The following is a 25,225-nucleotide window of genomic DNA, read 5'->3' as shown; positions in this document are numbered from 1 at the left end:
TAACTGCTATAATAGCTCACTAATAAATAGCATAATCCGGTAAATACATATACAAACCTCCCAAATCAAGCGCATTCAAGGTGATGATCTCACGCTTGCCTGCCTCAAAATATGGGGATAAATACGCTGAGCCAATACCATCCATGATAAATTCTCCGGTAGTTTGACTCTTTATTTTAATAGCATATATGATAGATGAACCATCGTCGTCGGTCACCTTGATTGTTGTCAGATTTGGATGAAGTTTACCCCTTTCTACATCTCTCCACACGATATCCGTTTCTTCAAAATTTCCATCTGTATTATTCAATTTAAACAGATAAGCATCTACCTTTTCATCGGCCACTGCACCTTCAGGCAAGCCATTGAAGAGGAAAAATGCGGTAGAATCAGCACCTACACTCGCATCACTTGCGCTGGTAAATGCGTTTATTCCCAATGCCTCGCTATATGCGATTTTTAAGCCCACCTTTTCTCCTGCACCAACAGATATAATAGTATCAAGTATTACCGAATCCTTATCTGCTGTTTTAAATGAAATAGTTGTTGATTTTCCGGCTGTCAACATCAGCGGAGAAGCATTTCCAATAGCAGTTCCACCGGTCAGGGAACCTACTTTGCTATCCCCGACATAAACATCTAATGTACCTGAACCCGGCAATGCCAGCATTTCAGCAGAAAAAGAACCAAAAGCATATTCTTTAACTGGATCCCCCTTTCTACAAGCCGTCATCAATGTCAGCGCGGCCAATGAAAAAAATAAAGTAAACTTGAGCATTTGTTGATTAATTTTTAAAAGCAAGTGTGGAGAAAAACTCTCCACACTTGAATGATAGAAACTGAAAGAATATTAGTACCTGGACCAACCAGAAGTCCAGTCTGTACCACCGAAAGTGAATGCACCTGACAACTTCACCTGTGCAGGGCTTGCAGCAGAAGCAGGGAACCAGTTAGCAGCAGAAGCAGTAGCAGGTCTTGAGAACGGAGCTACCAGCTGAATAGCTGCGTTGGCATTGCTTGAGTTGGTAATAGCTACGTTGCCGCTGGTCAGGGATACAGAGCAAGGGCTCGTACCTTCTGTACCGAACGGAGTAACATATGCATGCACAATGTTGTTAGTCAGTGCAGACAGACCTCTGAAGTAAGCACATGGTGTATTACCCGCTGTACCATCCAGGGAGAATCCTTTGTTGAAGCCCAGGAATACTGAATTCTGGATGTTGAAACGGGAACTTCTTCTCAGGTGAGCAGCACGACCATAGCTACCAGTACCAGATGGCTGACCATTGGTGATAGAAGCACGGGTTGGAGTTACACCTACGATAGTCATGTGGTTAACTACTGGCAGTGTTACAGGAGATGCAGTAGAATCACCAGTTGAATTGTTATCGCTTTCGATACCGTTAGACTGGCTCTTGTCTGCACGGGTAGTATCAGACAGACCTAATGCATAGTTAATTGTACCAGAGAACCCATTGTCGAAATCGAACATATCGTCCAACGCGTCAACAGCGATCAGGTAAGAAGGGCTAACGCAACCACCGAAGAATTCGAATGCGTCATCTTTAGATTTGTAAACCTCTACGTGGTTAATAGTAGTACCGGAACCAACACCAGCTAATGTCAGACCGTTAATTTCGTTATCAGTTGACAGTTCATAACCAGCATACTCGATACGAACATAAGTCAGAATACCAGAGTTGTCTGAACAGCTGGTACCGGTAGTACCACCGTAAGTAGCATCAGCTGGAGGATTTGTTGGAATACCTTCTACCTGTACACGGCCACTGTGGTTAGTTGGCGCATTACCTAAGAGAACAATACCAGACCAGTCACCTGAAACAGGGGTAGTTGCTGCAGATGTGAATACAATTGGGCTTGCAGCTGTACCCTGAGCAAGCAGCTTCGCACCACGGGTGATAACCAGACCACCACCAGGTACTGAAGAACTTGTGCTCAGATCTCCTCTGATAGTAGTACCAGCATCAATGATCAGCACGTCTGCTGAATCTACATATACCAGACCACTCAGGTGCCAGGCTACGCTGCTGGTCAGGTGAATACTATCTACTACAGTGTGGCCGGTACCTAAAACACCAGACAGTGTGGAACTGGTAGGAACTACCTGGGTTGCGGACAATGCACGATCGCCTGCTATACCTGCATCTTTCTTACAAGAGCTTACCAGAGCTGCGCTGATGATTGCAACTGAGGCCAGAGCGGCGAAAATTAAGGGTTTTCTTTTCATCTTGTTGATGTTTTCTTAAAGGTTAAAAATTGCATACCTGATCAGGATATATGTGTGAAACGCGTTTACTAGAACTTGTAACTGATTGTAATGCTGTAAGTACGGCCTGGCTTCGCTTCGTAGTTGATCAGATCTTTCCCGTTCTGATACAGCAATTCTTTGGTAGATGGTGTCTTTTTCCCGTTGGTAATGTCACCATCACTATAGCTGTTACGATACACAAGCGACGAACTGTTCAGCAGGTTGGAAATATTCAGTTTTACTTCTCCCTTCTGCTTCATAAACCGTACTGCCAGCTGCGCATCCAGCGATTCCAGCGGACGCTCATACAGTGAATAGATAAAAGCTACATCCGGACGGAACATACGGTTTGATATATAATTGTACACCAGACTGAATGAAGCAGGTTTTACATCGTAAAAGATACCTGCATTCAACATGTAATTGCTGGCGCCAGTCTGGGGCCTCCTTTCTTCTTTTCCTATCGTTTCAAGCGGTGTTACTTTCAATGGATTCGTTGGGTCTACTGAGTTGTAATTCACCGTCATTGGCGTTACATATGCCCGCAGTGTAGTAAAGTTTCCATATAGGATAATGTTACGCAATACAGGTACTTTCGTAAAGTTAAGCGACTTGCGCACTTCCACTTCCAACCCGTAGTTCTTTGCGTTTTTATTGTTCTTCAGGTTATAGATACCACCACTCTGCTCGTCATTATAAATCTCCATAGAGTAGCCAAACTCCTTATAGAACAGAGACATAGACAGCACCTCTCCTGCTCCCGGATACCATTCATAACGGAAATCGTAGTGGTGAGCAATCGTTGACCGTACCAGTTCACTCTGGTAAATACCACCCAATTCAAAATCGTATTCCCTGAAGAAAGACATTTCACGAAGGTCAGGACGAATAATACTCTTTGAGTATGCCAGACGCAGGTTCATCATAGGCGTCAGGCTATAAGTCAGGTTTACGGAAGGGAAGAAATTCCAGTTAGGCTCCCTGTTTAGTAACTCACTATAATCAAACTGCTCGTCACTGCCACGGCTACTATTGATATAATGGAACAATGAATCCAGTGCATCATTCGCTTTGTTCAGGTTGTAGTATTCGGCTCTTACCCCCCATACCAGGCGCCATTTATCGCCGATTTTGTTATCCAGCATCAGGTACATACCATGCAATGAAGCTGTTTTATGAAAATCATCAGAGAAATCACTGATATAAATACTGCCTCCTCTTTCTGGTGTAAATGCCTGTGCTAATGGCGGGTAGTCAGTTGTATTGTAGTTTTTAGAACCGGTATTCAATACATAAAATAACCTGTCTTTCCTCCAGCCGGCGTACCCAGCTTTGAATATATTCCGGGAAACAAAGTTGCCCGGACTGAAATTGAATGGTACTGTCACACCTGCATCCCAGTTGTAGTTCTTCTCATAAGCACGGCTCCACCAGCGCAAAACCCCTTCACTGATACCACTGCTAAATGGATTGCTGATGTTGAATTCATTGGATTCCAGTTTGTCATCTGTAATCACATTGGCCAGCATCTGGTGATTGTCCGGCTTCTGTTTGTCCATTACTAAATAATTACCCATCCACTTGAATTTCACGCCCTTGTTACCTATGGAATGTTCACCTTTTAACTGATGTTGCCAAAGGTCTGTTTGTGTAGTCAGATCATAATATCCCAGCAACATACCACTTGGATCAGAGTGCTGACCTTTCCCTATAATCAACTGCTGATCGTATGTTCTCAGGAACAAAGTCTGATATCCGATGCGTGTATGAGGAGTTCTCAATCCGATACCTGCCAGTCCACCCAAGTTGGTTGTGAGGCCAAAACGCTGTCCGCTAAAACCTGCACGATCAGGATCATCCGCATTTACCCTGCCATCAAAATTATCACGACTCATCCTGATGTCCTGTGTCTGAAAAGTGTTACGGTAACTTGCAGACACCACTACACCTAGCTGGTTTTTACCCGATACATTGAATACTGTACCGGCAGAGAGCTGGTAGTTTTGGGAAACAGGGGCTTTCATTTCATACACTCCCCAGTTATTACTGAATGCGGTGGCCTGATTGCCCTTGGCATTATAAGCAGCCTTTATGTCTGCTGTATTATTCCAGTCCAGTTTACCCAACAGGTTGCGGTGAGGCGCTGCTTTGCCCCAGTATTCGCTTCCGTCTAACTGAAGAGAGCGAAATGTTTTGCCGGTGGTCATACTGTTATAGCTGCTACCCGCCGCTACGTTCAGAAAATTCTGTGAAGGAATATCCAGGGTATTGACTTCCACCAGTCCACCTCCAAATTCGGCGCTACGATCCGGTGTCAGGGTTTTTACAACCGTAACGTTCTCCACAATGTTGGAAGGAATAATGTCGAAACTGAAGTTCTTCCTGTTCAGCTCTGTGCTGGGCATTACCTGTCCATTCAATACTGCCTGGTTGTACCTTTCACTCAGACCGCGTACTACTACGTATTTATTTTCCATGGTAGACAAACCGCTCACACGCTTCAGTACTTCACCAATATTTTTATCAGGTGTACGGCTAATTTGTTCAGCACTGATACCATCCGTAATACCTGCGTTATTTTTCTGAATAGCATATAATCCTTCTACAGATGCACGCTTGTAGTTGCCTGTAACAGTTACCTCTTTCAGTCGGGAACCTGTACTTTTCATCACTACGTTCAGCGGTGTTACACCTTTGGCTGTAACATTTACATCTGTAACCTGACGGGTGTCGTAAGACACATAGCTGAATGTAAGGGTATATACACCCGGATTCAGACTCAGTTCATACATGCCATCTACACTGGTCACTGCTCCCTGTCCATTGCTGGCAAGAATGGTTACACCCGGTAATGGTTCATTTTTGGAATCCACAATCTTTCCGCTTACACGGCCTTTTTCCAGGGTGGCATTGCGGAACTGTTTACCCTGTTTCAACGCTACTGTCTGGTTATTGTACGAAATATCAATCGGCGCATATTCATCCAGGTAGCGTAATACATCGGATAAAGCCTTTGCATTGAACTTCACTGCTTCCAGTGAGCAATGCTGTAAATACTCCGGGTCGTAAGCGAAAGTGTAACTGGTTTGTTGTTCAAGCGATTTTACAACAGCTGCTGCATTTGTGTGTTCAAGGTTAATTGTGACCTTGTCGTTCAGAGATTGGTAGGACTGCGCTGATAGCGCCACAGGGATCCCTGCGAGTAAAAAACACAACAGGAAAGCCTTCCATGTTCGCATAACTTCCCCATTACAAAATCTTTGTGTAGATTTTTGCATACTTTAGAATTACTTTAAGTTTAATAATGATAGCTCGGGTTGTCCCCTACAGTGGCGCATTAGTACGCCAGTACAGTTAATATCGTTGTGTCTTTGTAATGAAAATCAATTCCCATCTATTTCCCATGCCTGTGCTGCATGGCGTTTGTACAGTTTTTTTGTTTTAGTTGTTGTTTGTTGGTGTAACTATCGCATATGTGTTATTGCCTCTTTTCTCGACTTTAAATCCATGTACATATTGCATTGCTTCCAGTATATTTTCAACCGGCGTGGAGGCCGGGAATGTTCCTGATACTTTGAGATCTTTTTTAATCGACGGATCTATGATGATCTTACAGCCAGTACGGGCCTGCATACGGGCGAAGGCATCTGCCAGCAGGGTTTTGTCAAACACCATTTTCCCTTGCCGCCAGTCATTTACTTCCTGCAGGTTGAAATTGACAGGTGCAAATGAAACCAGGTCATCACGCCATGCTATCATCTGACCGGGATGCAGAATGCAGGAAAATGCGGAGGTAGCTACAGAAACTTTCCCTTCCAGCAGACTGACCTCTATACTGCCATCAGCTTTGCTTGTCGTACTGATGTTGAATGCGGTGCCGAGGGCGGTGGTGACCAGCTTACCGGTATGCACACTAAATGGTCTTGCCTGATCACTTTTTACTCTAAAAAATGCTTCACCTTCCAACCATAACTCACGGGTACTATCGTTATATTGCTGATTATATATTACAGATGAATGCGGGGCCAGCCAAACTTCCGAACCATCAGTCATCGCCAATCTTTTAATGTCGTTGCCTGAATTCGCCAGTGTATCCCATGCAGAAGCCACTAAATTCTTACCTGCTGAGTTATGCTGCCACTGCCACATCCAACCCAGTACACCGATCAATATAGCTACCGCAGCAGCTGCGCTATACCAGCGACGGAATATATTCCGCTTCATACTTACAACCGGGGTACCTGCACTCTCTTCATACCTCTCCTGAAACCATTCATCGGCTTCCGGCGTTTCGGGCTGAGAAAGATAAGCTTCTACCAGCTTCACCTCTTCGTCCGTGCAGGTTCCCTTAAAGTATTTTTCTAGTAGTGAATTGTCAATGTTCATTTTTATGGCGGATAAACGAATACTGTTTTGTGGTCAGCATAGAGAGTACGTTGCAGAAAAGAGGGAGTACTAATCAAAAAATGGAGTTAATAATTGCTTAACATAGGAGCAAAAAAAAAGCGTAGGGTAGATACCTTACGCTTGTTGTTAAGATTGTCATGTGAATGTTCGAGAATGCAAATCGTGTAGGCTTTTAATGGTTTACCATGGGGCTCCAGATCTTAACATATCTAAAAGCCCCCACCTAATGAGAAAAATATCTTGAATGATTTAAAAAATCAGAAAATGTTTTTTTGAATTTAAATTTAGTCTTCCGGAAATTTCGCTACACCCAGCTGGGCAACAATGACAAGGTTCTATACATCATTATCCAATGCAACAATACTTGTTTACACACAATCTTAAAGTCGCTGGCACTCATTCCATCCTTATCAATCTATATTGCCGCGGGCTCGCGTTTGTAGTTGTGATGACTATGATAAAATACCCCACCAGGTACACACAGTATTGACAAAGGGTTTTCTATTCATACGTGTTCGTCAAGGGTTACACACAAACCAATTCGTCGGGTCCTTTCGGAAGTCTCTATGCAAATTACATCAATTCACTGAAATTTCCACAACAGTCACATAAATTTCCAACCATTTTACATACAACTTTTGTGTCACATTAGCTTTTTCTTGTCTTCTTTAGCTATTTAGACCGCGCCATTGCCACATAGTACACCGGAATACCTAACAGGATAATACCCAATCCTGATATAGCATAGTTGAACTCAAATTTCAGTAATAACAACGCTAATGATGCCGCAACTATTATATACAACAAAGGTAATACAGGATAACCAAATGCTTTATAAGGTCGTGGCATATCCGGTTGCTTACGGCGAAGGATAAAAATACCCAGGATAGTGATCACATAAAATATCAATACCCCGAATATTACCATGGTCAACAAATCTCCGTATTTCCCAGTCAAACATAACAAAGAAGCCCACAGGCATTGAATCCATAATCCGTTGGCGGGAACATTAAACTTGTTCAGTTCTCCTGCCTTTTTGAAGAACAATTTGTCCTGCGCCATGGTGTAGTAGATACGGGCGCCGGCCAGGGTTAATCCATTATTACAACCGAAGGTCGAAACCATGATCATGATAGCAATCACTATCGCACCTCCGTTTCCAAAGATATGCGTAGCTGCTGCAACCGCGACGCGGTCCTTTGGTACAAATGCAATTTCCTGTAAAGGTAACACAGCTATATACATCAGGTTCGTACTCACATATACAATTGTTACCAGGAATGTACCCAGAAACAATGCCCTGCCTATATTCCGCTGTGGATTCTTGATCTCTGCCGCAATGAAAGTAATATTGTTCCAGGCGTCACTGCTGAACAGTGATCCTTTCATCGAAATTGCCACTGCACCAAACAGTGCCAGGCCAGACAACGCTGTGGTAACGATTGTGCCGTCGGCTGCTTTTGTCACGCTCATCGCATCCCAGGCATGCGCCCAGTTAGCCGACCAGACTTCCGCTTTTGCCCCCAGCAAAAACCCGAATACGATCAGCCCAAACAGAGATATCAGTTTTGCCAATGTAAATACTGTCTGAATAATCTTGCCATTCCTGATCCCCCTGGTATTAATCCAGGTTAGTACTACTATTGAGATAATAGCCAGTACCTGGGCCGCAGAGACGGTAAAGAGCTTCAGATCCAGCAGGATGTTATCCTCACTGAAGAATGGAATGATAAACGCTGAATACTTTGCAAATGCTACGGCTACTGCCGCTATAGTACCGGCCTGTATAACACCGAACTGTGTCCAGCCAAATAAAAATGCAATAAAGGGATTATAAGCCTCTCTGAGGTACACATACTGGCCGCCGGCACGTGGATACATACCAGATAGTTCGCCGTAACTAACGGCTGCTATAATAGTCACAATACCTCCTAATACCCACATCAGGGTAAGCCATCCGGCACTTCCAATGGACCTGGTAATCTCCGCTGATACGAGAAATACACCTGACCCGATCATCGATCCGGCTACTATCATAGTTGCATCCAGCAAACTAAGACTGGGACGGAAAGCCGTCTGATGGTTATTTGTGTCCTGGTTACTCATAATTAGATTTTAGTTGATTGTAGCACTACATCCAGAAATACGGTGGAATTACTCAAAAAACAACTGGCCTGTAACTACCCAAAATCCCGTTCCGTAAATGCTTCAGTTCATCTAAAGCTCCACGAAACGGGATTCCAAGTTAAAAACTTTTTTATATGTTTTTGCTATAGCAACTATTTATTTTTTCTCCTTAGCTGCATCTGCCTCATTCAGGCCTTTGATAACTTCCGGAGTAATGTCATACTTTTTGTCTTTGAACAGGATGTTGCTCGCCCCTGTACGGTAAGACAAAATATATGCATAACGCTTGTCGCTGTTGAAATTCTCCAGGAAGTCGTTCAGTCTCTTCTGCAGTTCTTCGTTGAATTTGCTTTCCTGTTCAGCATACTGCGCACGCATATTCTGTGCTTTGCCTTCCAGTTGTTGCTGTTTCTGATACAGGGTACGCTGAGCAGCTTCACCTTCTGACTGGGTCATACCGGTAGCTTTACGTTGGAAATCAGCTGCTTCGTTCTGCAATGCACGTACATTTGCCTGCAGTTCGTTTTCGATAGCCTGCTGTTTGGTTTCCAGCTCAGTTTTCTTTTGCTTGAAGTAGTTATAATAAGCTTCTACAGTATCAATATCCACGTAAGCAATAACGAGACCGTTCGAAGCGGTCGAAGCGCTTGTACCTGCGGCAGGTGCTGATGATTCGGTATCCTTCTTGACAGGTTGTTGACAAGCCATAAATGTCGCGGCTGCGAATGCTGCCAATAATCCGCTTTTCACAATTTGTTTAGTGCGCATGTTGTTAGGTGGATTTTTTAATCTCCTTAAATACATTTTAAAAATTAAACGGCTAAAATAAGGTTTTTACGTTATAATACTAATGCCCACAGTTTCTTAACAACTCTTTCACATTTTAATTATGCTGAAAAGTCACTACCTTAAAACTGTCAGCCACCAAAGCATTTCCATATACAATCCAGCTATAACTCTTCCCAGCCTCAATGTTGAAATCAGCTGTATTCAGGCTTGTTGAATCAGCATCCCTTATATCACGTGAATGGGCACCCGGTGTGATCTCCTTGAAAACAGAGTATCCCAGGTAACCAATGTTGGAAAAAAACTCCGTACCATCGATACCAAAATCCATGACTGTTGCCGTAGTTCCAGTGGTGTCATAACTATCACTCAGGTTTACTACACGCAGGTAACCTACTGTCTTGCTGCTTGTTGCACCCATTTTATCTTCTGTGGCTAGGAACTGCAATATATTATTGTGGTTCTTCTCGAAGTATATAGTGTAATAATGGTTATTACGCAAACTGATCTGCCCCTGTATCAATGTATCTTCCCTGTCGCCGGTGGCAAAAATGCACAAAGTATAACGCTTTGCAGTAAATGATTTATAACCGGTATATTCTCCCAGAGACAAGCCAGTGCCCATGGAGGTAGTATCCAATACAATATCATAGCTGGCATCCGGGTTGGCCACAAATACATTCAAATAAGATGTAGTGTCAGGTATAGAGCTATCACTATCCTTGTTGCAAGCATAGATCCCTGCTATGATGACCAGTAATACAATGAATTTTTTCACAATCAAACCTATTTATAGAAATTGCCCGAAAGTTACACGTAAAAAAAATGTCCCGGCACTACGCACGGGACATTTTTTTATAGTTTGAGCATTTCGCTTATTCTTCTTCGTCGAACTGGAACACTTCTTTGGAAGATGCCAGGATATCGTATTCTTCTTTGGAACCTACGATCATGTTTTCGAACTCGCGTAAACCTGTACCTGCAGGGATCAGGTGACCTGTGATCACATTCTCCTTCAGACCCAGCATGTCATCTATCTTACCGTTGATGGCAGCAGAAGACAATACCTTCGTGGTTTCCTGGAAGGACGCAGCAGAGATCCAGCTATGTGTACCCAGAGACGCCTTGGTAATACCTTGCAGCAGCGGGCTGGAAGTAGCTGGTTTCGCATCGCGGAACTCAACCAGTTTCCTGTCCGAACGGCGCAGCAGAGAGTTTTCTTCTCTTACCTGACGCAGGGTAACAATCTGACCAGCTCTCAACAAAGTTGATTCACCAGCTTCTGTTACTACCTTCTTATCGAATATATGGTCGTTTTCTTCAAAGAATTCAAACTTATCAGTGGTATCTCCTTCGAGGAAACGGGTATCGCCCGGATCTTCGATGTTCACCTTACGCATCATCTGGCGTACGATCACCTCAATGTGCTTATCGTTGATCTTCACACCCTGTAAGCGGTAAACCTCCTGAATCTCATTTACCAGGTATTCCTGTACGGCAAATGGACCCTTGATAGAGAGGATATCTGCAGGCGTGATAGAACCATCAGACAGCGCAGTACCTGCTTTCACGAAGTCACCATCCTGTACCAGGATATGACGTGTCAATGGCACCAGGTATTTCTTGATCTGACCTTCACGGCTTTCAATGATGATCTCACGGTTACCACGTTTGATGTTACCGAAGGCTACCACACCATCGATCTCAGATACGATAGCAGGGTTGCTTGGGTTACGTGCTTCAAACAGTTCAGTTACACGTGGCAGACCACCCGTGATATCTCTCAGTTTACCGAGGATACGTGGGATCTTCACGATTACCTGACCCGCTCTTACAGCTTCCCCTTCTTCGATTACGATATGTGAACCTACTGGTAAGTTATAAGATTTCACTTCCTTGTTACCATCTACGAACAGGGATGGGATCTTATTCTTATCCTTGGTTTCGATAACCACTTTCTCACGGTGACCTGTCTGCTCGTCAGCTTCTTCACGGAAGGTGATACCTTCAATGATGCTATCGAAACGGATGTTACCAGCGATTTCAGATACGATAACGGCGTTGTATGGATCCCATGTACAGATTATATCACCTTTCGCTACCTTCTGGCCATCTTTCACCAGCAGTGTAGAACCGTAAGGAATGTTGTTGGTGATCAGCAGACGATCGTTCTTCACGTCTACGATACGTAATTCACCTGTACGGCCAATTACCACCTGTACTTTATCACCATCGTTGTTTTCGTATGTAGTGGTACGCAGACCATCAAACTGTACGGTTCCTTCGAATTTAGCAGCCAGACCAGTATCTACTGATGTAGAACCAGCCACACCACCCACGTGGAAGGTACGCAGTGTCAGCTGAGTACCAGGCTCACCGATGGACTGTGCTGCAATGATACCTACGGCATCACCACGCTGAGTCGTATAACCGGTTGCCAAGTTCTTACCATAACACTTCACACACACACCTCTGCGGCTTTCGCAAGTCAGTACAGAACGGATCTCAACAGTATCAATCGCACTGTTTTCGATACGGTGAGCGATATCCTCATCGATTATACCACCTGCTTCAACGATCACCTCTTCAGTATGAGGATCAAATACGTCCTGCAGGGATGTACGACCCAGGATACGATCGTATAATGGTTCTACGATTTCTTCATTGTCTTTCAGCGCTGAAGTAGCAATACCACGCAGGGTACCACAATCTTCTTCGTTGATAACTACGTCCTGTGCAACGTCTACGAGACGACGGGTCAGATAACCAGCATCCGCTGTTTTCAACGCCGTATCCGCAAGACCTTTACGCGCACCGTGCGTAGAGATGAAGTATTCCAATACGTTCAGACCATCCTTAAAGTTGGACAGGATCGGGTTTTCGATGATCTCTGAACCAGTAGAACCACTTTTACGTGGCTTGGCCATCAATCCTCTCAAACCTGCCAGCTGCTTGATCTGCTGTTTGGAACCACGCGCACCGGAGTCGAGCATCATGTATACAGAGTTGAAGCCCTGTTTGTCATTCGCCAGCTCACGGATCAGCGTTTCAGTTACTTTGGTATCTGCACGGGACCAGATATCGATAATCTGGTTATAACGTTCGTTATTCGTGATCAGACCCATATTATAGTTATCCCATACTTCGTCCACTTCGTTAGATGCGCTGTCGATCATTACCTGTTTCACCTCAGGGATGATCAGGTCATTGATGTTGAAGGACAAACCACCACGGAACGCCGTACGGAAACCTAATTGCTTGATATCATCCAGGAACTTCGCAGTTTTCGGGATGTCAGTAAATTTAATGATGTCACCGATGATCTCACGCAGTGATTTCTTAGTCAGCAGTGCATTTACATACCCAGCTTCTTTTGGAACGTGCTGGTTAAAGATCACACGACCTACTGTCGTTTCGATCAGCTTGTTCACCAACTCACCCTTCTCGTTACGAATGTTTGCCTTTACGCGGATATTTGCGTGCAGGTTCACTTTCTGTTCGTTGTAAGCGATGATCACCTCTTCAGCAGAATAGAAAGCCATTCCTTCACCTTCTACTTTTTCAGTAGGGGTAGATTTCTTTCCTTTACTGATATAGTACAGACCAAGAACCATGTCCTGTGAAGGCAGGGTGATTGGCGTACCATTCTGTGGGTTGAGGATGTTGTGTGAAGACAGCATCAACAGTTGTGCTTCCAGGATCGCAGCATTGCTCAACGGTACGTGTACCGCCATCTGGTCACCATCGAAATCCGCGTTGAACGCAGAACACACGAGCGGGTGCAACTGGATCGCTTTACCTTCTACCAGTTTAGGCTGGAATGCCTGAATGGAGAGACGGTGCAGCGTAGGAGCACGGTTCAGCATTACCGGGTGTCCTTTCAGTACATTTTCAAGGATATCCCAAACTACTGCTTCCTTCCTGTCTACCAGCTTCTTCGCAGATTTTACCGTTTTAACGATACCTCTTTCGATCAGCTTACGGATGATGAATGGTTTGAACAGCTCTGCCGCCATATCTTTTGGCAGACCACATTCGTGCAGTTTCAGTTCAGGGCCAACCACGATTACGGAACGACCGGAATAGTCAACACGTTTACCGAGCAGGTTCTGACGGAAACGACCTTGTTTACCTTTCAGTACATCAGAGAGTGATTTCAGTGCACGACCACCTTCCGCTTTCACCGCATTTGATTTACGGCTGTTATCGAAGAGGGAGTCAACCGCTTCCTGCAGCATACGTTTTTCGTTACGCAGGATCACCTCTGGTGCCTTGATTTCGATCAGGCGTTTCAGACGATTGTTACGGATAATTACCCTGCGGTACAGATCGTTCAGGTCAGAAGACGCGAAACGACCACCATCCAATGGAACTAACGGACGCAGTTCTGGTGGAACAACAGGGATATATTGCATCACCATCCATTCAGGACGGTTTTCAACACGACCATTTGCTTCACGGAATGCTTCTACTACGCTCAGGCGTTTCAGGGCTTCCGCTTTACGTTGCTGGCTGGTTTCAGTAGCAGCCTGGTTACGCAGCTGGTAAGAAAGGCTATCCAGATCAATTCTGGCCAGCATCATTTCTACTGCTTCCGCACCCATCTTAGCGATGAACTTGTTAGGATCATCATCACTCAGCAGCTGGTTATCCTTTGGCAGGGTATCCAGGATGTCGAGATATTCTTCTTCAGTTAACAGGTCGCCATAATTCAGGCCTTTCTCCTGTTTAGCACCAGCCTGGATAATCACGTATCTTTCATAATACACGATGGTCTCCAGTTTCTTGGAGCTCATACCCAGCAGGTAACCGATCTTATTTGGAAGGGATTTGAAATACCAGATATGAACAACAGGTACAACCAGACGGATGTGGCCCATTCTTTCGCGACGTACTTTCTTTTCAGTCACTTCCACACCACAGCGGTCGCACACGATACCCTTATAACGGATACGTTTGTATTTGCCGCAATAGCACTCATAGTCCTTTACAGGGCCGAATATCCTTTCGCAGAACAAACCATCACGCTCCGGCTTATAAGTACGGTAGTTGATGGTTTCCGGCTTCAGCACTTCGCCATAAGAACGCTCCAGGATGCTATCCGGAGACGCCAGACTAATGGTAATGCTATTAAAGTTTGATTTAGGACGATTTTCTTTCTTGATGGCCATTGTATGTTGTTTAAAGAAAATTCACATGGGAAAAAGAGTTCCGGCTTTACAAGCTGCAAGCCACAGGCCGCCCGCCCCTTTTTTCGGGACTGCTTCCTGCAGCTTGTAGCTATTTATAGCTTAAACTACTATTCAAATTTCAGATCCAGACCCAGACCACGTAACTCATGAATCAATACGTTGAATGATTCAGGTACGCCTGCTTTCGGGATGTTATCGCCTTTCACGATTGACTCATAAGCTTTGGCACGGCCTACAATGTCATCTGATTTAATGGTTAACAGCTCCTGCAGAATGTTGGATGCACCGTATGCTTCAAGTGCCCACACCTCCATTTCACCAAAACGCTGACCACCGAACTGCGCCTTACCACCCAACGGTTGCTGAGTAATGAGAGAGTATGGTCCGATAGAACGGGCGTGCATCTTGTCATCCACCATGTGGCTCAGCTTAAGCATGTAGATAACACCCACGGTAGCTTTCTGGTGGAAACGCTCACCGGTTTCGCCATCATACAGGTAAGTATGGCCAAAGCTTGGCAGACCTGCAGTATCGATATAATCTGCGATTTCTTCTGTAGTAGCACCATCAAAGATTGGCGTAGCGAACCTGAGACCCAGTTTCAGACCTGCCCAACCCAGTACAGTTTCGTAAATCTGTCCAAGGTTCATACGGGAAGGTACCCCGAGTGGGTTCAGTACGATATCTACTGGTGTACCGTCTTCCAGGAATGGCATGTCTTCATCACGTACAATCTTGGCAACGATACCCTTGTTACCGTGACGACCCGCCATCTTATCACCCACTTTCAGCTTACGTTTGCTAGCCAGGTAAACCTTAGCCAGTTTCAGTACGCCGGCTGGCAACTCATCACCAATGCTGATGTTGAACTTCTCACGTTTGTAACGTCCCAGTTCTTCATTGTACTTGATGTTATAGTTGTGCAGCAGTGTGTTGATCTGATCGTTGGTTACTTCATCTGTTGTCCAGCCCAGTGGGTTCACGTTCTGGAAGTCGATGTTCGCCAGATTCTTGGAAGAGAACTTAGAGCCTTTAGAGATCAGTACTTCACCATAAGTGTTGGTAATACCCTGAGAGGTTTTATCCTTCAGCAGTGTCAACAGCTTACTCATCAGCACTTCCAGCAGGTCTTCTTCGTTCTTCTGGTGTACTTTTTCTAATTTCTCCAGGGCCGCTTTTTCACGGGTCTTGGAGTTCTTATCTTTCTTAGCGCGGCTAAACAATTTCTTGTCGATCACCACACCTTCTGTGCTTGGAGGTGCCTTCAGGGAAGCATCTTTCGCATCGGAAGCCTTGTCACCGAAGATCGCACGAAGCAATTTTTCTTCAGGAGAAGGATCAGATTCACCACGAGGAGTGATCTTACCGATCAGGATGTCGCCTTCCTTGATGTGTGCACCTACACGGATGATACCGTTCTGATCCAGATCTTTGGTTGCTTCCTCACTTACGTTTGGAATATCTGGTGTCAGTTCTTCTTCACCCAGCTTGGTGTCACGTACTTCCAGCTCATATTCATCGATGTGTATAGAAGTGAAGAGGTCTTCACGGCCTACACGCTCAGAGATTACGATCGCATCCTCAAAGTTGTAACCTTTCCATGGCATGAACGCCACTTTCATGTTACGACCCAGGGCCAGTTCACCGCCGCGGGTTGCATAACCCTCAGTCAGGAAGTCACCGAATTCCAGCTGCTGTCCTTTCTTAACGGCAGGACGCAGGTTGATACAGGTGCTCTGGTTGGTTTTAACGAATTTAGTCAGGTGGTAGATCTTCAGATCATCTTCGAAAGATACCAGTTTCTGCATTTCGTCACGCTCGTAACGAACATGGATTTCATTGGCATCAACGAATTCAATCACACCACGACCTTCAGCAGTGATCTGCAGACGGGAATCGCGGGCTGCTTTTCCTTCCAGACCAGTACCTACGATAGGCACCTGTGGATTGATCAGCGGTACTGCCTGACGTTGCATGTTTGATCCCATCAACGCACGGTTGGCATCATCATGCTCGAGGAACGGAATCAGGGAAGCGCTCAGACCCACGATCTGGTTCGGAGCCACGTCCATATATTCTACTTCTCCTCTGTCCAGAATAGGGAAGTCACCGGTTTCACGGGATTTCACCTTTTCATTGATAAAGTTACCTGCTTCATCCAATGGAGCATTTGCCTGAGCGATCTTCACACTATCCTCTTCTTCAGCACTCAGGAATTTCACTTTATCCATATCAACTTTACCATCCTGTACCTTACGGTATGGAGTTTCGATAAAGCCCATATCATTCACCTTAGCGTGTACGCAAAGGGTAGAGATCAGACCGATGTTCGGACCTTCCGGTGTTTCGATAGTACAAAGACGGCCGTAGTGGCTATAGTGTACGTCACGTACCTCGAAACCTGCTCTTTCACGACTCAGACCACCGGGGCCCAGTGCGGAGATACGACGCTTGTGCGTGATCTCAGACAGCGGGTTGGTTTGATCCAGGAACTGGCTCAACTGGCTGGTACCGAAGAAGGAGTTGATTACGGAAGACAGTGTCCTCGCGTTGATCAGGTCTACCGGAGTGAATACTTCATTATCACGAACGTTCATTCTTTCGCGGATGGTACGGGCCATACGAGCCAGACCAACACCGAATTGAGCATATAACTGCTCACCTACTGTACGAACACGACGGTTAGACAGGTGATCGATATCATCGATTTCCGCCTTACTGTTAGTGAGCTGTACCAGGTACTTGATGATCGCGATAATATCTTCTTTGGTCAGCACCTTCATGTCCAGTGGAGTAGGCAGACCCAGTTTCCTGTTGATCTTATAACGGCCTACATCACCGAGGTCATAACGCTTGTCAGAGAAGAATAATTTATCAATGATACCCCTTGCTGTTTCATCATCCGGCGCATCAGCACCGCGCAATTGACGGTAGATGTGCTGAACGGCTTCCAGCTCGGAGTTAGATGTATCTTTATTTAAAGTATTGTAGATGATGGAGAAGTCGCCGCTCACCTCTTCTTTCTGCACAAATACGCTCTTCACACCCATATCAACGATCGTCTCAATGTTCGCTTCGTCGAGGATGCTATCACGTTCCAGCACGATTTCGTTACGTTCGATGCTCACTACCTCACCGGTATCTTCATCTACGAAATCTTCCACCCAGCTTCTCAGTACACGGGCACCCAGTTTCTTGCCAGCGTATTTGTCAAGGCTCTTCTTGTCTGCTTTTACTTCATCAGCCATCCCGAACAGTTGCAGGATGTCTTTATCTGTTTCGTACCCGATAGCACGTAACAGCGTAGTTACGGGGAATTTCTTCTTACGGTCGATGTATGCATACATCACATTGTTGATGTCAGTTGCAAACTCCATCCACGCGCCCTTGAACGGAATCACCCTTGCAGAGTAGATCTTGGTACCGTTCGGGTGGATAGATTGACCGAAGAATACACCAGGAGAACGATGCAGCTGAGATACAACTACACGTTCGGCTCCGTTGATCACGAAAGTACCTCTCGGAGTCATGTAGGGTATGTTCCCAAGGAACACGTCCTGCACAATCGTCTGGAAGTCTACGTGCTCCTCATCGTTACAGCTCAGGCGCAGTTTGGCCTTCAGCGGTACAGAATAGGTAAGCCCACGCTCAATACATTCCTCTATGGTATAACGCGGAGGGTCTACAAAGTAGTCCAGAAACTCCAGATTGAAGATATTGCGGGTATCTGTGATCGGGAAGTTCTCCTTGAATACTTTAAAAAGGCCTTCATTGTTACGCTTGTCTGGTGTGGTTTCTAACTGGAAGAAATCCTTGAAAGATTGAATTTGGATAGCCAACAGATCCGGTGTCTCAGTTACTTGTTTGATCTTTCCAAAGTTTATTCTTTCACTTGTTTGGGCTTTTTTTAGAGACATATTCGAAGTTAGCAGTTATATTAACTTATGTAATATTGTGAGGTGTAGATCACAACATGAATCGGGGAAATTAAGGATTCTTTGCCAATTACCCTCAAAAATTTCTGTCTTCTCCTGATTGTCAAATCCACCGACCCGGTGATTTCCCCTTTTTTGACGCTTCGAAAAAGACACTTTCCCAAAGGGAAGAAGGCCAAAAGTGCCAAAAAGCACTTTTGACCTTTATAAAGAGGTATCCTTAAGCAAAGAATTACTGAATTTCAACTTCAGCGCCAGCTTCAGTCAGCTTAGCTTTCAGGTCTTCTGCTTCAGCCTTGCTAACGCCTGCTTTCAGTTCCTTAGGAGCACCGTCTACCAGTTCCTTAGCTTCTTTCAGACCAAGACCTGTCAGATCCTTAACGATCTTAACTACGTTCAGTTTGCTAGCACCTGCAGATTTCAGGATAACGTTGAAGGCAGTTTTTTCTTCTGCAGCAGCAGCTTCGCCACCACCTGCAGCTACTACAACTGCAGCAGCAGCTGGTTCGATACCGTATTCGCTCTTCAGAACGTCTGCCAGTTCTTGTACTTCCTTAACAGTTAAACCTACTAATTGTTCGGCTAATGCTTTAACGTCTGCCATTGTATAATGTTTTTAAGAATTTGAAAGTTAGATTGATGATTTATATTGTGACTTGGAAGCCATAATTTATTGGTCGTGAGTTTATTACACTCACTTTCAGCTTATTCAGCCGCTGGAGCAACAGTTTCACCTGCTTCTTCCTTCTTGCCTTTTTCCAGCAAAGCAGCGATAACACGCTTAGCAGGAGATTGCAACAGACCGATAACGTCTCCAATGAGTTCGTTCTTAGTCTTGATTTTAACCAGGTTAGCCAGTTGAGCATCGCCAGTGTAGATTTCATCAGCTACAAATGCAGCTTTCAGCTCAGGCTTTTCTGTTTTCTTGTTTTCCTTACGGAAAGTAGAAATGATCAGCGCTGGTTCTTTTGGAGAATCAGAGAACATCAGGGCAGTTACACCATTCAGTGCTTCAAATACACCTGCATATTTCTCAGCATCCAGTGATTCCAGTGCTTTCTTGATGAGGGTGTTCTTAGCCACCTTCATTTCCACGTTCTTATCAAAACAAACCCTGCGCAAATTGTTTACCTGCGCTACAGTCAGAGACTCAGTGTTTGTGATGTAGAAGTTGTTATATTGAGCGAACTTACTTTTCAGCAGTTCAATCACTTCATTTTTTTGATCTTTGTTCATAGCTTTTCTCAGTTTGTCGATCTGCCAGCCGGCGAATCAGTTAGTTTTGAACAGATTTAGTGTCAACCGTGATGGCTGGGCTCATTGTGCTCGCCATAGCCAGACCTTTCAGGTAAGTACCCTTAGCAGTAGCTGGTTTCAACCTGATGATAGCGTTGATCAGTTCCTGAGAGTTCTGTTCGATCTTTTCAGGAGCAAATGATACACGACCAATAGAAGCATGGATGATACCAGCCTTGTCTACCTTGAAGGTAATCTTACCACCTTTCACCTCGTTTACCGCTGCCGCTACATCATTAGTAACAGTACCAGTCTTAGGGTTAGGCATCAGGTTACGGGGACCCAGGATCTTACCCAGCTTACCAATCTTTGGCATCACAGCTGGTGTAGCTACGATTACATCGATATCAGTCCAGCCAGCTTCGATTTTCTGGATATACTCATCCAAACCAACGTGATCAGCTCCAGCTTCTTTTGCAGCAGCCTCTTTGTCAGGCGTGCAAAGTACCAGAACACGTTTAGTTTTACCAGTACCGTGGGGAAGCGTTACGGAACCACGGATAGCCTGGTCTGCTTTCTTGGGATCAACGCCCAGACGGATATGTAAATCGACAGAGCTGTCGAACTTAGTGCAGTTAATGTCTTTTACAATTGTGGACGCCTCCTTCAGGGAGTAGATCTTGTTCTTGTCCACTTTTGTATCAGCTACTTTTCTTTTCTTAGTTGCCATTGCAAAATGTTTTAAAAAGTTAACCCGTTATACACAGGTGAAACAATTAGTTGCTCCATGGAGCGTTACCATCCACAGTAATACCCATAGAACGGGCAGTACCAGCTACCATCTTCATGGCACTCTCTTTGGTGAAACAGTTCAGGTCAGCCATCTTATCTGTTGCGATAGCTTCTACCTGAGCCCAGGTAACTTTACCAACCTTGTTACGGTTTGGCTCTTTGGAACCACTCTGCAATTTGGCTGCTTCCAGCAACTGTACAGCTGCAGGAGGAGTCTTAATTACGAAATCAAAAGACTTATCTGTGTAAACAGTCAGTAACACAGGCAATACCTTACCCGCTTTATCCTGGGTACGGGCATTGAACTGCTTACAGAACTCCATAATGTTCACACCCTTGGAACCCAAGGCTGGACCAATTGGAGGTGCAGGGTTGGCAGCGCCGCCTTTAACCTGCAATTTCACGTACGTAGCGATCTCTTTTGCCATGTTGAAAATTTAATTTGGTTAAAACGTCTCGTCTCTTCCGAGACTCCCAAAACTCAAAGGAAGAAAAAAAATACCTTTTGAAGGGGATGCAAAGGTATATAATAATATAATAAATCACAAAAAGAATTTGCTTTCGGGCATCCTTTTTGCTATTATCATCTATTTGGGGTTAAAATTTTACAATTCTATTGCAAAACTTTTGCTGGCAATTAAGTAATAGGGAAGGCTAACATATGAGTTCCAGCACCCTCTCTCACAAATCTAATGGAATTTACCGGAATTCCTAATCCTCTTCATATAAATTTATTGTTGCCCCCGCCTTCAACCTTCTCCTCGTCTTCCTTGTTCTTTTAATACTTAAAATCCACCAAATCATGAAATGTCTGTTGTTATTATGCTTCCCCATCCTCGCCGCCACCACCATCCTCGCTCAGGATCAGTCCGGCGCCCAAAAAGCCTGGATGGATTACATGACCCCGGGAAAAGTTCACCAGATGCTCGCGCATTCCGATGGTACCTGGGATTATGAAATGACCTTCTGGATGGCCCCCGACGCCCCACCATCCAAATCTACCGGCACCACCGAAAATAAAATGATCCTCGGTGGCCGATACCAGGAATCTGTCCACAAAGGCAACATCGATGGCATGGAATTCGAAGGCCATGGCCTCCTCGCATATGACAATGCTAAAAAGATCTTCCAGAATTCATGGGTCGACAACATGGGTACCGGTATCATGCTCCTCCAGGGCACATGGAACGATGACACCCACAAACTTACCCTCGCCGGCAAAAGCTATGACCCTATGCAGGGAAAAGACATCGACATGAAAGAGATTTTCACCATCCAGGACGACGACCACCACATGGTGGAAATGTACTACACCAAAGATGGAAAAGATATCAAAAGCATGGAAATTCACCTGACCAGAAAGAAATGATAAAAAGAAGGGTGGCTACTCGCCACCCTTCTTTTTATACGCCCAGTAAAAAAACTGTGGTAATACCATCAGACTCAATAGCATACACACGACCAATCCCCCCACTATCATAATCGCCAACGGCTTCTGGATCTCCGATCCCATACCATGACTCAATGCCGCCGGCAATAATCCCAACGATCCCATCACCGCTATCATAAATACAGGTCTGATCCTATCCCTCACTCCATTTTCTATCGCCTCTTTCAACGGCATCCCATTCTCCCAGTAACTCTTCATCACCGATATCAATATGATCCCATCTATCGTTCCTACGCCAAATAATATAATAAATCCAATACCTGCCGAAATCCCGAATATGGTATGCGTTATCCACAACGAAAAGAACCCACCCATAAAGGCAAACGGCACCGTTATCAACGACAACAAAGTATCCTTCAGGTTATTGAAATTGATATACAACAGGAAACCGATCAATAACAACGATATCGGTACAATATACGCCAGCCGGCCCGTAGCCCGCTGCTGACTCTCAAACTCCCCTGCCCATTCCAGCTTATACGCCTCCGGTAATTTCACCCGCTCCTTTACCTTCTCCTGCGCTTCTGCTATGGTACCTCCCAGATCTCTACCCCTCACTGAAAAACCTACCGCTATATACCGGCTACTCCCCTGCCTGTAGATAAATGCAGGCCCCGTAAAGAACCCGATATCTGCGATCTCCGACAATGGCACCTTTGCATCTCCCGCCGCCGGCACCAATATATTCCTGATCTCCTGCTCCGATTGCCTGAAATGCTCATCGTACCGCACCCTGATCTCAAACATCCGCTCTCCCTCATAGAATGTAGATGCCGACTTCCCCCCTATCGCCATCTCTACCACCGCCTGCGCATCTTCCATGCTGATTCCATACCTGGCCATCCTCGCCTCACTCAACTTAATCCTCAATTCCGGTGCACCAATATTCCTGAACACATTCACATCCTCAATACCCCTGATCCCATTGAGCACCGCAGCAATACTATCCGCCGTCCGTTCCAGTGAAGACAGATCATTACCATATACCTTCGCGACTAATGCACTCTTTACGCCCGCTACATACTCTTCCACATTATCCATGATCGGCTGACTAAACCCAAACACAATCCCCGGATACACCCGCAACTTCGCCTCCATCTGCTCTAATAACTGCTCCTTCGTTATATGGTGCTGCCATTGCCCCTCATCTTTCAACTGCACATGAAATTCAATATTGAAAAAACCAGTAGGATCCGTACCATCATTGGGTCTGCCCGTCTGTGTCAGCACAAACTGTACTTCATCAAAACTCCGCAGCTGTGCTTTCATCTCTTTCGTCAATCGCACCGATTCATCCAGGTTCACACTACTTGGCAAGGTGGCTCTTATATAGATCGCACCCTCATTCAGCTTTGGAATAAACTCCGTTCCCATACTGCCAAATCCCAGTATACAACCACCCAGCAGTACAAAGAAACCAATGATCGTTCCCCTCCTGTACTTAGTCGCAAACTGAAACAACCTGAATATGGTCTTCCTGAAAAACTCCGTCACCGCACTGTGCCTGTCTACCACATTCTTGTTCAGCAACAGTTTACACATCACTGGTACATAGGTCAAACTCAATAACAGTGACCCTAACAATGCATACCCCAATGTAAATGCCAGTGGCGAAAACATCTTTCCTTCCACTTTCTGAAATGTAAAAATAGGCATCAACGCTACGATCAGGATCACTTGTGCAAACAGGATCGACTTTGCCACACTTCTCGCTTTATCCTGTATGAAACCATCCTTCGGCATAGCGTTGAATGCCTCCATGCCCATATCACGGGCACGCTTGTCCATACTGGCGAATACATGCTCGACTATCACCATCGTTCCCTCCAGCAATAACCCAAAATCTACTGCACCTATGGAGATCAGATTGGCCGACAGCCCCTGTATCCGCAACATCAGCAAGGCAAACAAAAATGCCAGCGGAATTACGGACGCCACTATCACTGTAGTTCGCCAGTTATATAGAAACACAAACACAACAATGGATACCAGCAAAATTCCCTCTATGAGGTTATGTGTAACTGTTGTAATGGTCTTATCTACCAGCTCCGTCCTGTCCAGGAACGGTTCTATCTTTACATCTTTGGGCAGGATACGATTGTTCAGATCTGCAATCCGCTCCCGCAATTTCTCAATTACCTTACTGGGGTTCTCCCCTCTCAGCATGATCACAATCCCTTCTACCAGATCGTCATCGCCGTTCAACCCAACTCTACCCAATCTCGGTTTTCCTGTTACGACTACATTCGCCACATTCTTCACCAGCACCGGGGTGCCTTTTATGTTTGTAATAAGGATGTTCTCGATATCTGCTGTCTTTTCCAGCAATCCCACACCACGTACCACATATGCCTGACTCCCCTTCTGAATCACATCGCCACCCACGTTGATATTACTTTTACCGATCGCCTGAAATACATCCAATGCCGTCAAACCGTAGTTCGATAGTTCTGTAGGATTCACCCTGATCTCATAACTCTTTTCTTCCCCTCCAAAACTATTCACATCTGCTACACCTGGTACTGACAGCAATTCCCTGCTGATCACCCATTCCTGCAGGGCAGACAAGTCACGGATCGGTCTGTCTTTACTCCTGATCACATATCGGAATATCTCTCCTGTGGCACCGTATGGGGGTTCTATTTCTGCATCTGCACCAGCAGGCAGATCCACATTGCGCATGCGGTTACTCGCATATTGCTGTGCATAAAAATCTTCTACATTATCTTCGAAATTCACCGTCACGACAGACAAGCCAAAGAGTGAAATAGAACGCACATCCGTCTTACCCGGAATGGTGCTCATCTCTTTCGTAATAGGCAAGGTCACAAACTTCTCTATCTCTTCCGCACTCCGGCCCGGCCATTGTGTAATAATACGGGCACGGGTATTGGTCACATCCGGATAGGCTTCTATCAATGTATTCTTAATGGCGACTACACCAGCTACTATCAGCAGGAAAGTAAAGAACAGGACCAGCGTATGGTTCTTTAGTGCAAAGCCAACGATCTTTTCTACTAGTTTGTTCATA

At 45.2% G+C, this 25,225-nt stretch carries 15 protein-coding genes; 1 reads left to right on the top strand and 14 read right to left on the bottom strand.

Going from position 1 to position 25,225, the window contains the following annotated elements:
- Nucleotides 1–19 precede the first annotated feature (19 nt).
- The 13 genes from QQL36_RS12890 to rplK all read right to left on the bottom strand — a co-directional run bounded on the left by QQL36_RS12890 (nucleotide 20) and on the right by rplK (nucleotide 21,172).
- Nucleotides 20–823, bottom strand: a complete 804-nt coding sequence (locus QQL36_RS12890) for a hypothetical protein (protein ID WP_321569903.1) — start codon at nucleotides 821–823, stop codon at nucleotides 20–22.
- Between the two features lie 27 nt (nucleotides 824–850).
- On the bottom strand, nucleotides 851–2,248 hold the full coding sequence (locus tag QQL36_RS12885) for a hypothetical protein (RefSeq protein ID WP_321569902.1): 1,398 nt from the start codon (nucleotides 2,246–2,248) through the stop codon (nucleotides 851–853).
- A 68-nt stretch (nucleotides 2,249–2,316) separates the two neighbouring features.
- Nucleotides 2,317–5,508, bottom strand: a complete 3,192-nt coding sequence (locus QQL36_RS12880) for a TonB-dependent receptor (protein ID WP_321569901.1) — start codon at nucleotides 5,506–5,508, stop codon at nucleotides 2,317–2,319.
- Between the two features lie 202 nt (nucleotides 5,509–5,710).
- Nucleotides 5,711–6,655 (bottom strand): FecR family protein, encoded by a 945-nt coding sequence (locus QQL36_RS12875; RefSeq protein WP_321569900.1) that lies wholly within the window; start codon nucleotides 6,653–6,655, stop codon nucleotides 5,711–5,713.
- Nucleotides 6,656–7,348: 693 nt separating this feature from the next.
- Entirely contained in the window at nucleotides 7,349–8,782 is a 1,434-nt protein-coding gene (locus tag QQL36_RS12870; protein WP_083720858.1) for an APC family permease, read from the bottom strand.
- A gap of 177 nt (nucleotides 8,783–8,959) precedes the next feature.
- A complete protein-coding gene (locus QQL36_RS12865) occupies nucleotides 8,960–9,571 on the bottom strand; it encodes an OmpH family outer membrane protein (RefSeq protein ID WP_179090978.1) in 612 nt (203 codons plus the stop codon).
- Nucleotides 9,572–9,686: 115 nt separating this feature from the next.
- Nucleotides 9,687–10,367: a DUF4397 domain-containing protein gene (locus QQL36_RS12860; RefSeq protein ID WP_179090979.1), complete on the bottom strand. Its 681-nt coding sequence runs from the start codon at nucleotides 10,365–10,367 to the stop codon at nucleotides 9,687–9,689.
- Nucleotides 10,368–10,464: 97 nt separating this feature from the next.
- Complete coding sequence (gene rpoC / locus QQL36_RS12855) at nucleotides 10,465–14,760, bottom strand: DNA-directed RNA polymerase subunit beta' (protein ID WP_083720864.1); 4,296 nt, start codon at nucleotides 14,758–14,760, stop codon at nucleotides 10,465–10,467.
- A gap of 128 nt (nucleotides 14,761–14,888) precedes the next feature.
- Nucleotides 14,889–18,698 carry a DNA-directed RNA polymerase subunit beta gene (rpoB, locus tag QQL36_RS12850; RefSeq protein WP_083720866.1) on the bottom strand — a complete coding sequence of 1,270 codons (3,810 nt, stop codon included), beginning with the start codon at nucleotides 18,696–18,698 and terminating at the stop codon, nucleotides 14,889–14,891.
- A 250-nt stretch (nucleotides 18,699–18,948) separates the two neighbouring features.
- Nucleotides 18,949–19,320: a 50S ribosomal protein L7/L12 gene (rplL, locus tag QQL36_RS12845; RefSeq protein WP_083720868.1), complete on the bottom strand. Its 372-nt coding sequence runs from the start codon at nucleotides 19,318–19,320 to the stop codon at nucleotides 18,949–18,951.
- 101 nt (nucleotides 19,321–19,421) lie between these two features.
- The gene (gene rplJ, locus QQL36_RS12840) at nucleotides 19,422–19,952 is read right to left on the bottom strand and encodes a 50S ribosomal protein L10 (RefSeq protein ID WP_083720870.1); all 531 of its coding nucleotides are present in this window, start codon (nucleotides 19,950–19,952) and stop codon (nucleotides 19,422–19,424) included.
- Nucleotides 19,953–19,992: 40 nt separating this feature from the next.
- Nucleotides 19,993–20,682 carry a 50S ribosomal protein L1 gene (gene rplA, locus QQL36_RS12835; RefSeq protein ID WP_083720872.1) on the bottom strand — a complete coding sequence of 230 codons (690 nt, stop codon included), beginning with the start codon at nucleotides 20,680–20,682 and terminating at the stop codon, nucleotides 19,993–19,995.
- Nucleotides 20,683–20,728: 46 nt separating this feature from the next.
- Nucleotides 20,729–21,172 carry a 50S ribosomal protein L11 gene (rplK, locus tag QQL36_RS12830; protein WP_072360740.1) on the bottom strand — a complete coding sequence of 148 codons (444 nt, stop codon included), beginning with the start codon at nucleotides 21,170–21,172 and terminating at the stop codon, nucleotides 20,729–20,731.
- A 374-nt stretch (nucleotides 21,173–21,546) separates the two neighbouring features.
- Here rplK and QQL36_RS12825 point away from each other — a divergent pair, with 374 nt between their 5' ends.
- Nucleotides 21,547–22,113 (top strand): DUF1579 domain-containing protein, encoded by a 567-nt coding sequence (locus QQL36_RS12825; protein WP_321569899.1) that lies wholly within the window; start codon nucleotides 21,547–21,549, stop codon nucleotides 22,111–22,113.
- Nucleotides 22,114–22,128: 15 nt separating this feature from the next.
- On the opposite strand, the gene QQL36_RS12820 is transcribed toward QQL36_RS12825, so the two are convergent.
- Nucleotides 22,129–25,224 (bottom strand): CusA/CzcA family heavy metal efflux RND transporter, encoded by a 3,096-nt coding sequence (locus QQL36_RS12820; protein WP_321569898.1) that lies wholly within the window; start codon nucleotides 25,222–25,224, stop codon nucleotides 22,129–22,131.
- Nucleotide 25,225 lies beyond the last annotated feature (1 nt).

This window comes from Chitinophaga sp. LS1 (genome assembly GCF_034274695.1).
In the GTDB taxonomy this organism is placed as follows: Bacteria; Bacteroidota; Bacteroidia; order Chitinophagales; family Chitinophagaceae; genus Chitinophaga.
This window is presented reverse-complemented; position numbering and strand designations above follow the sequence as displayed.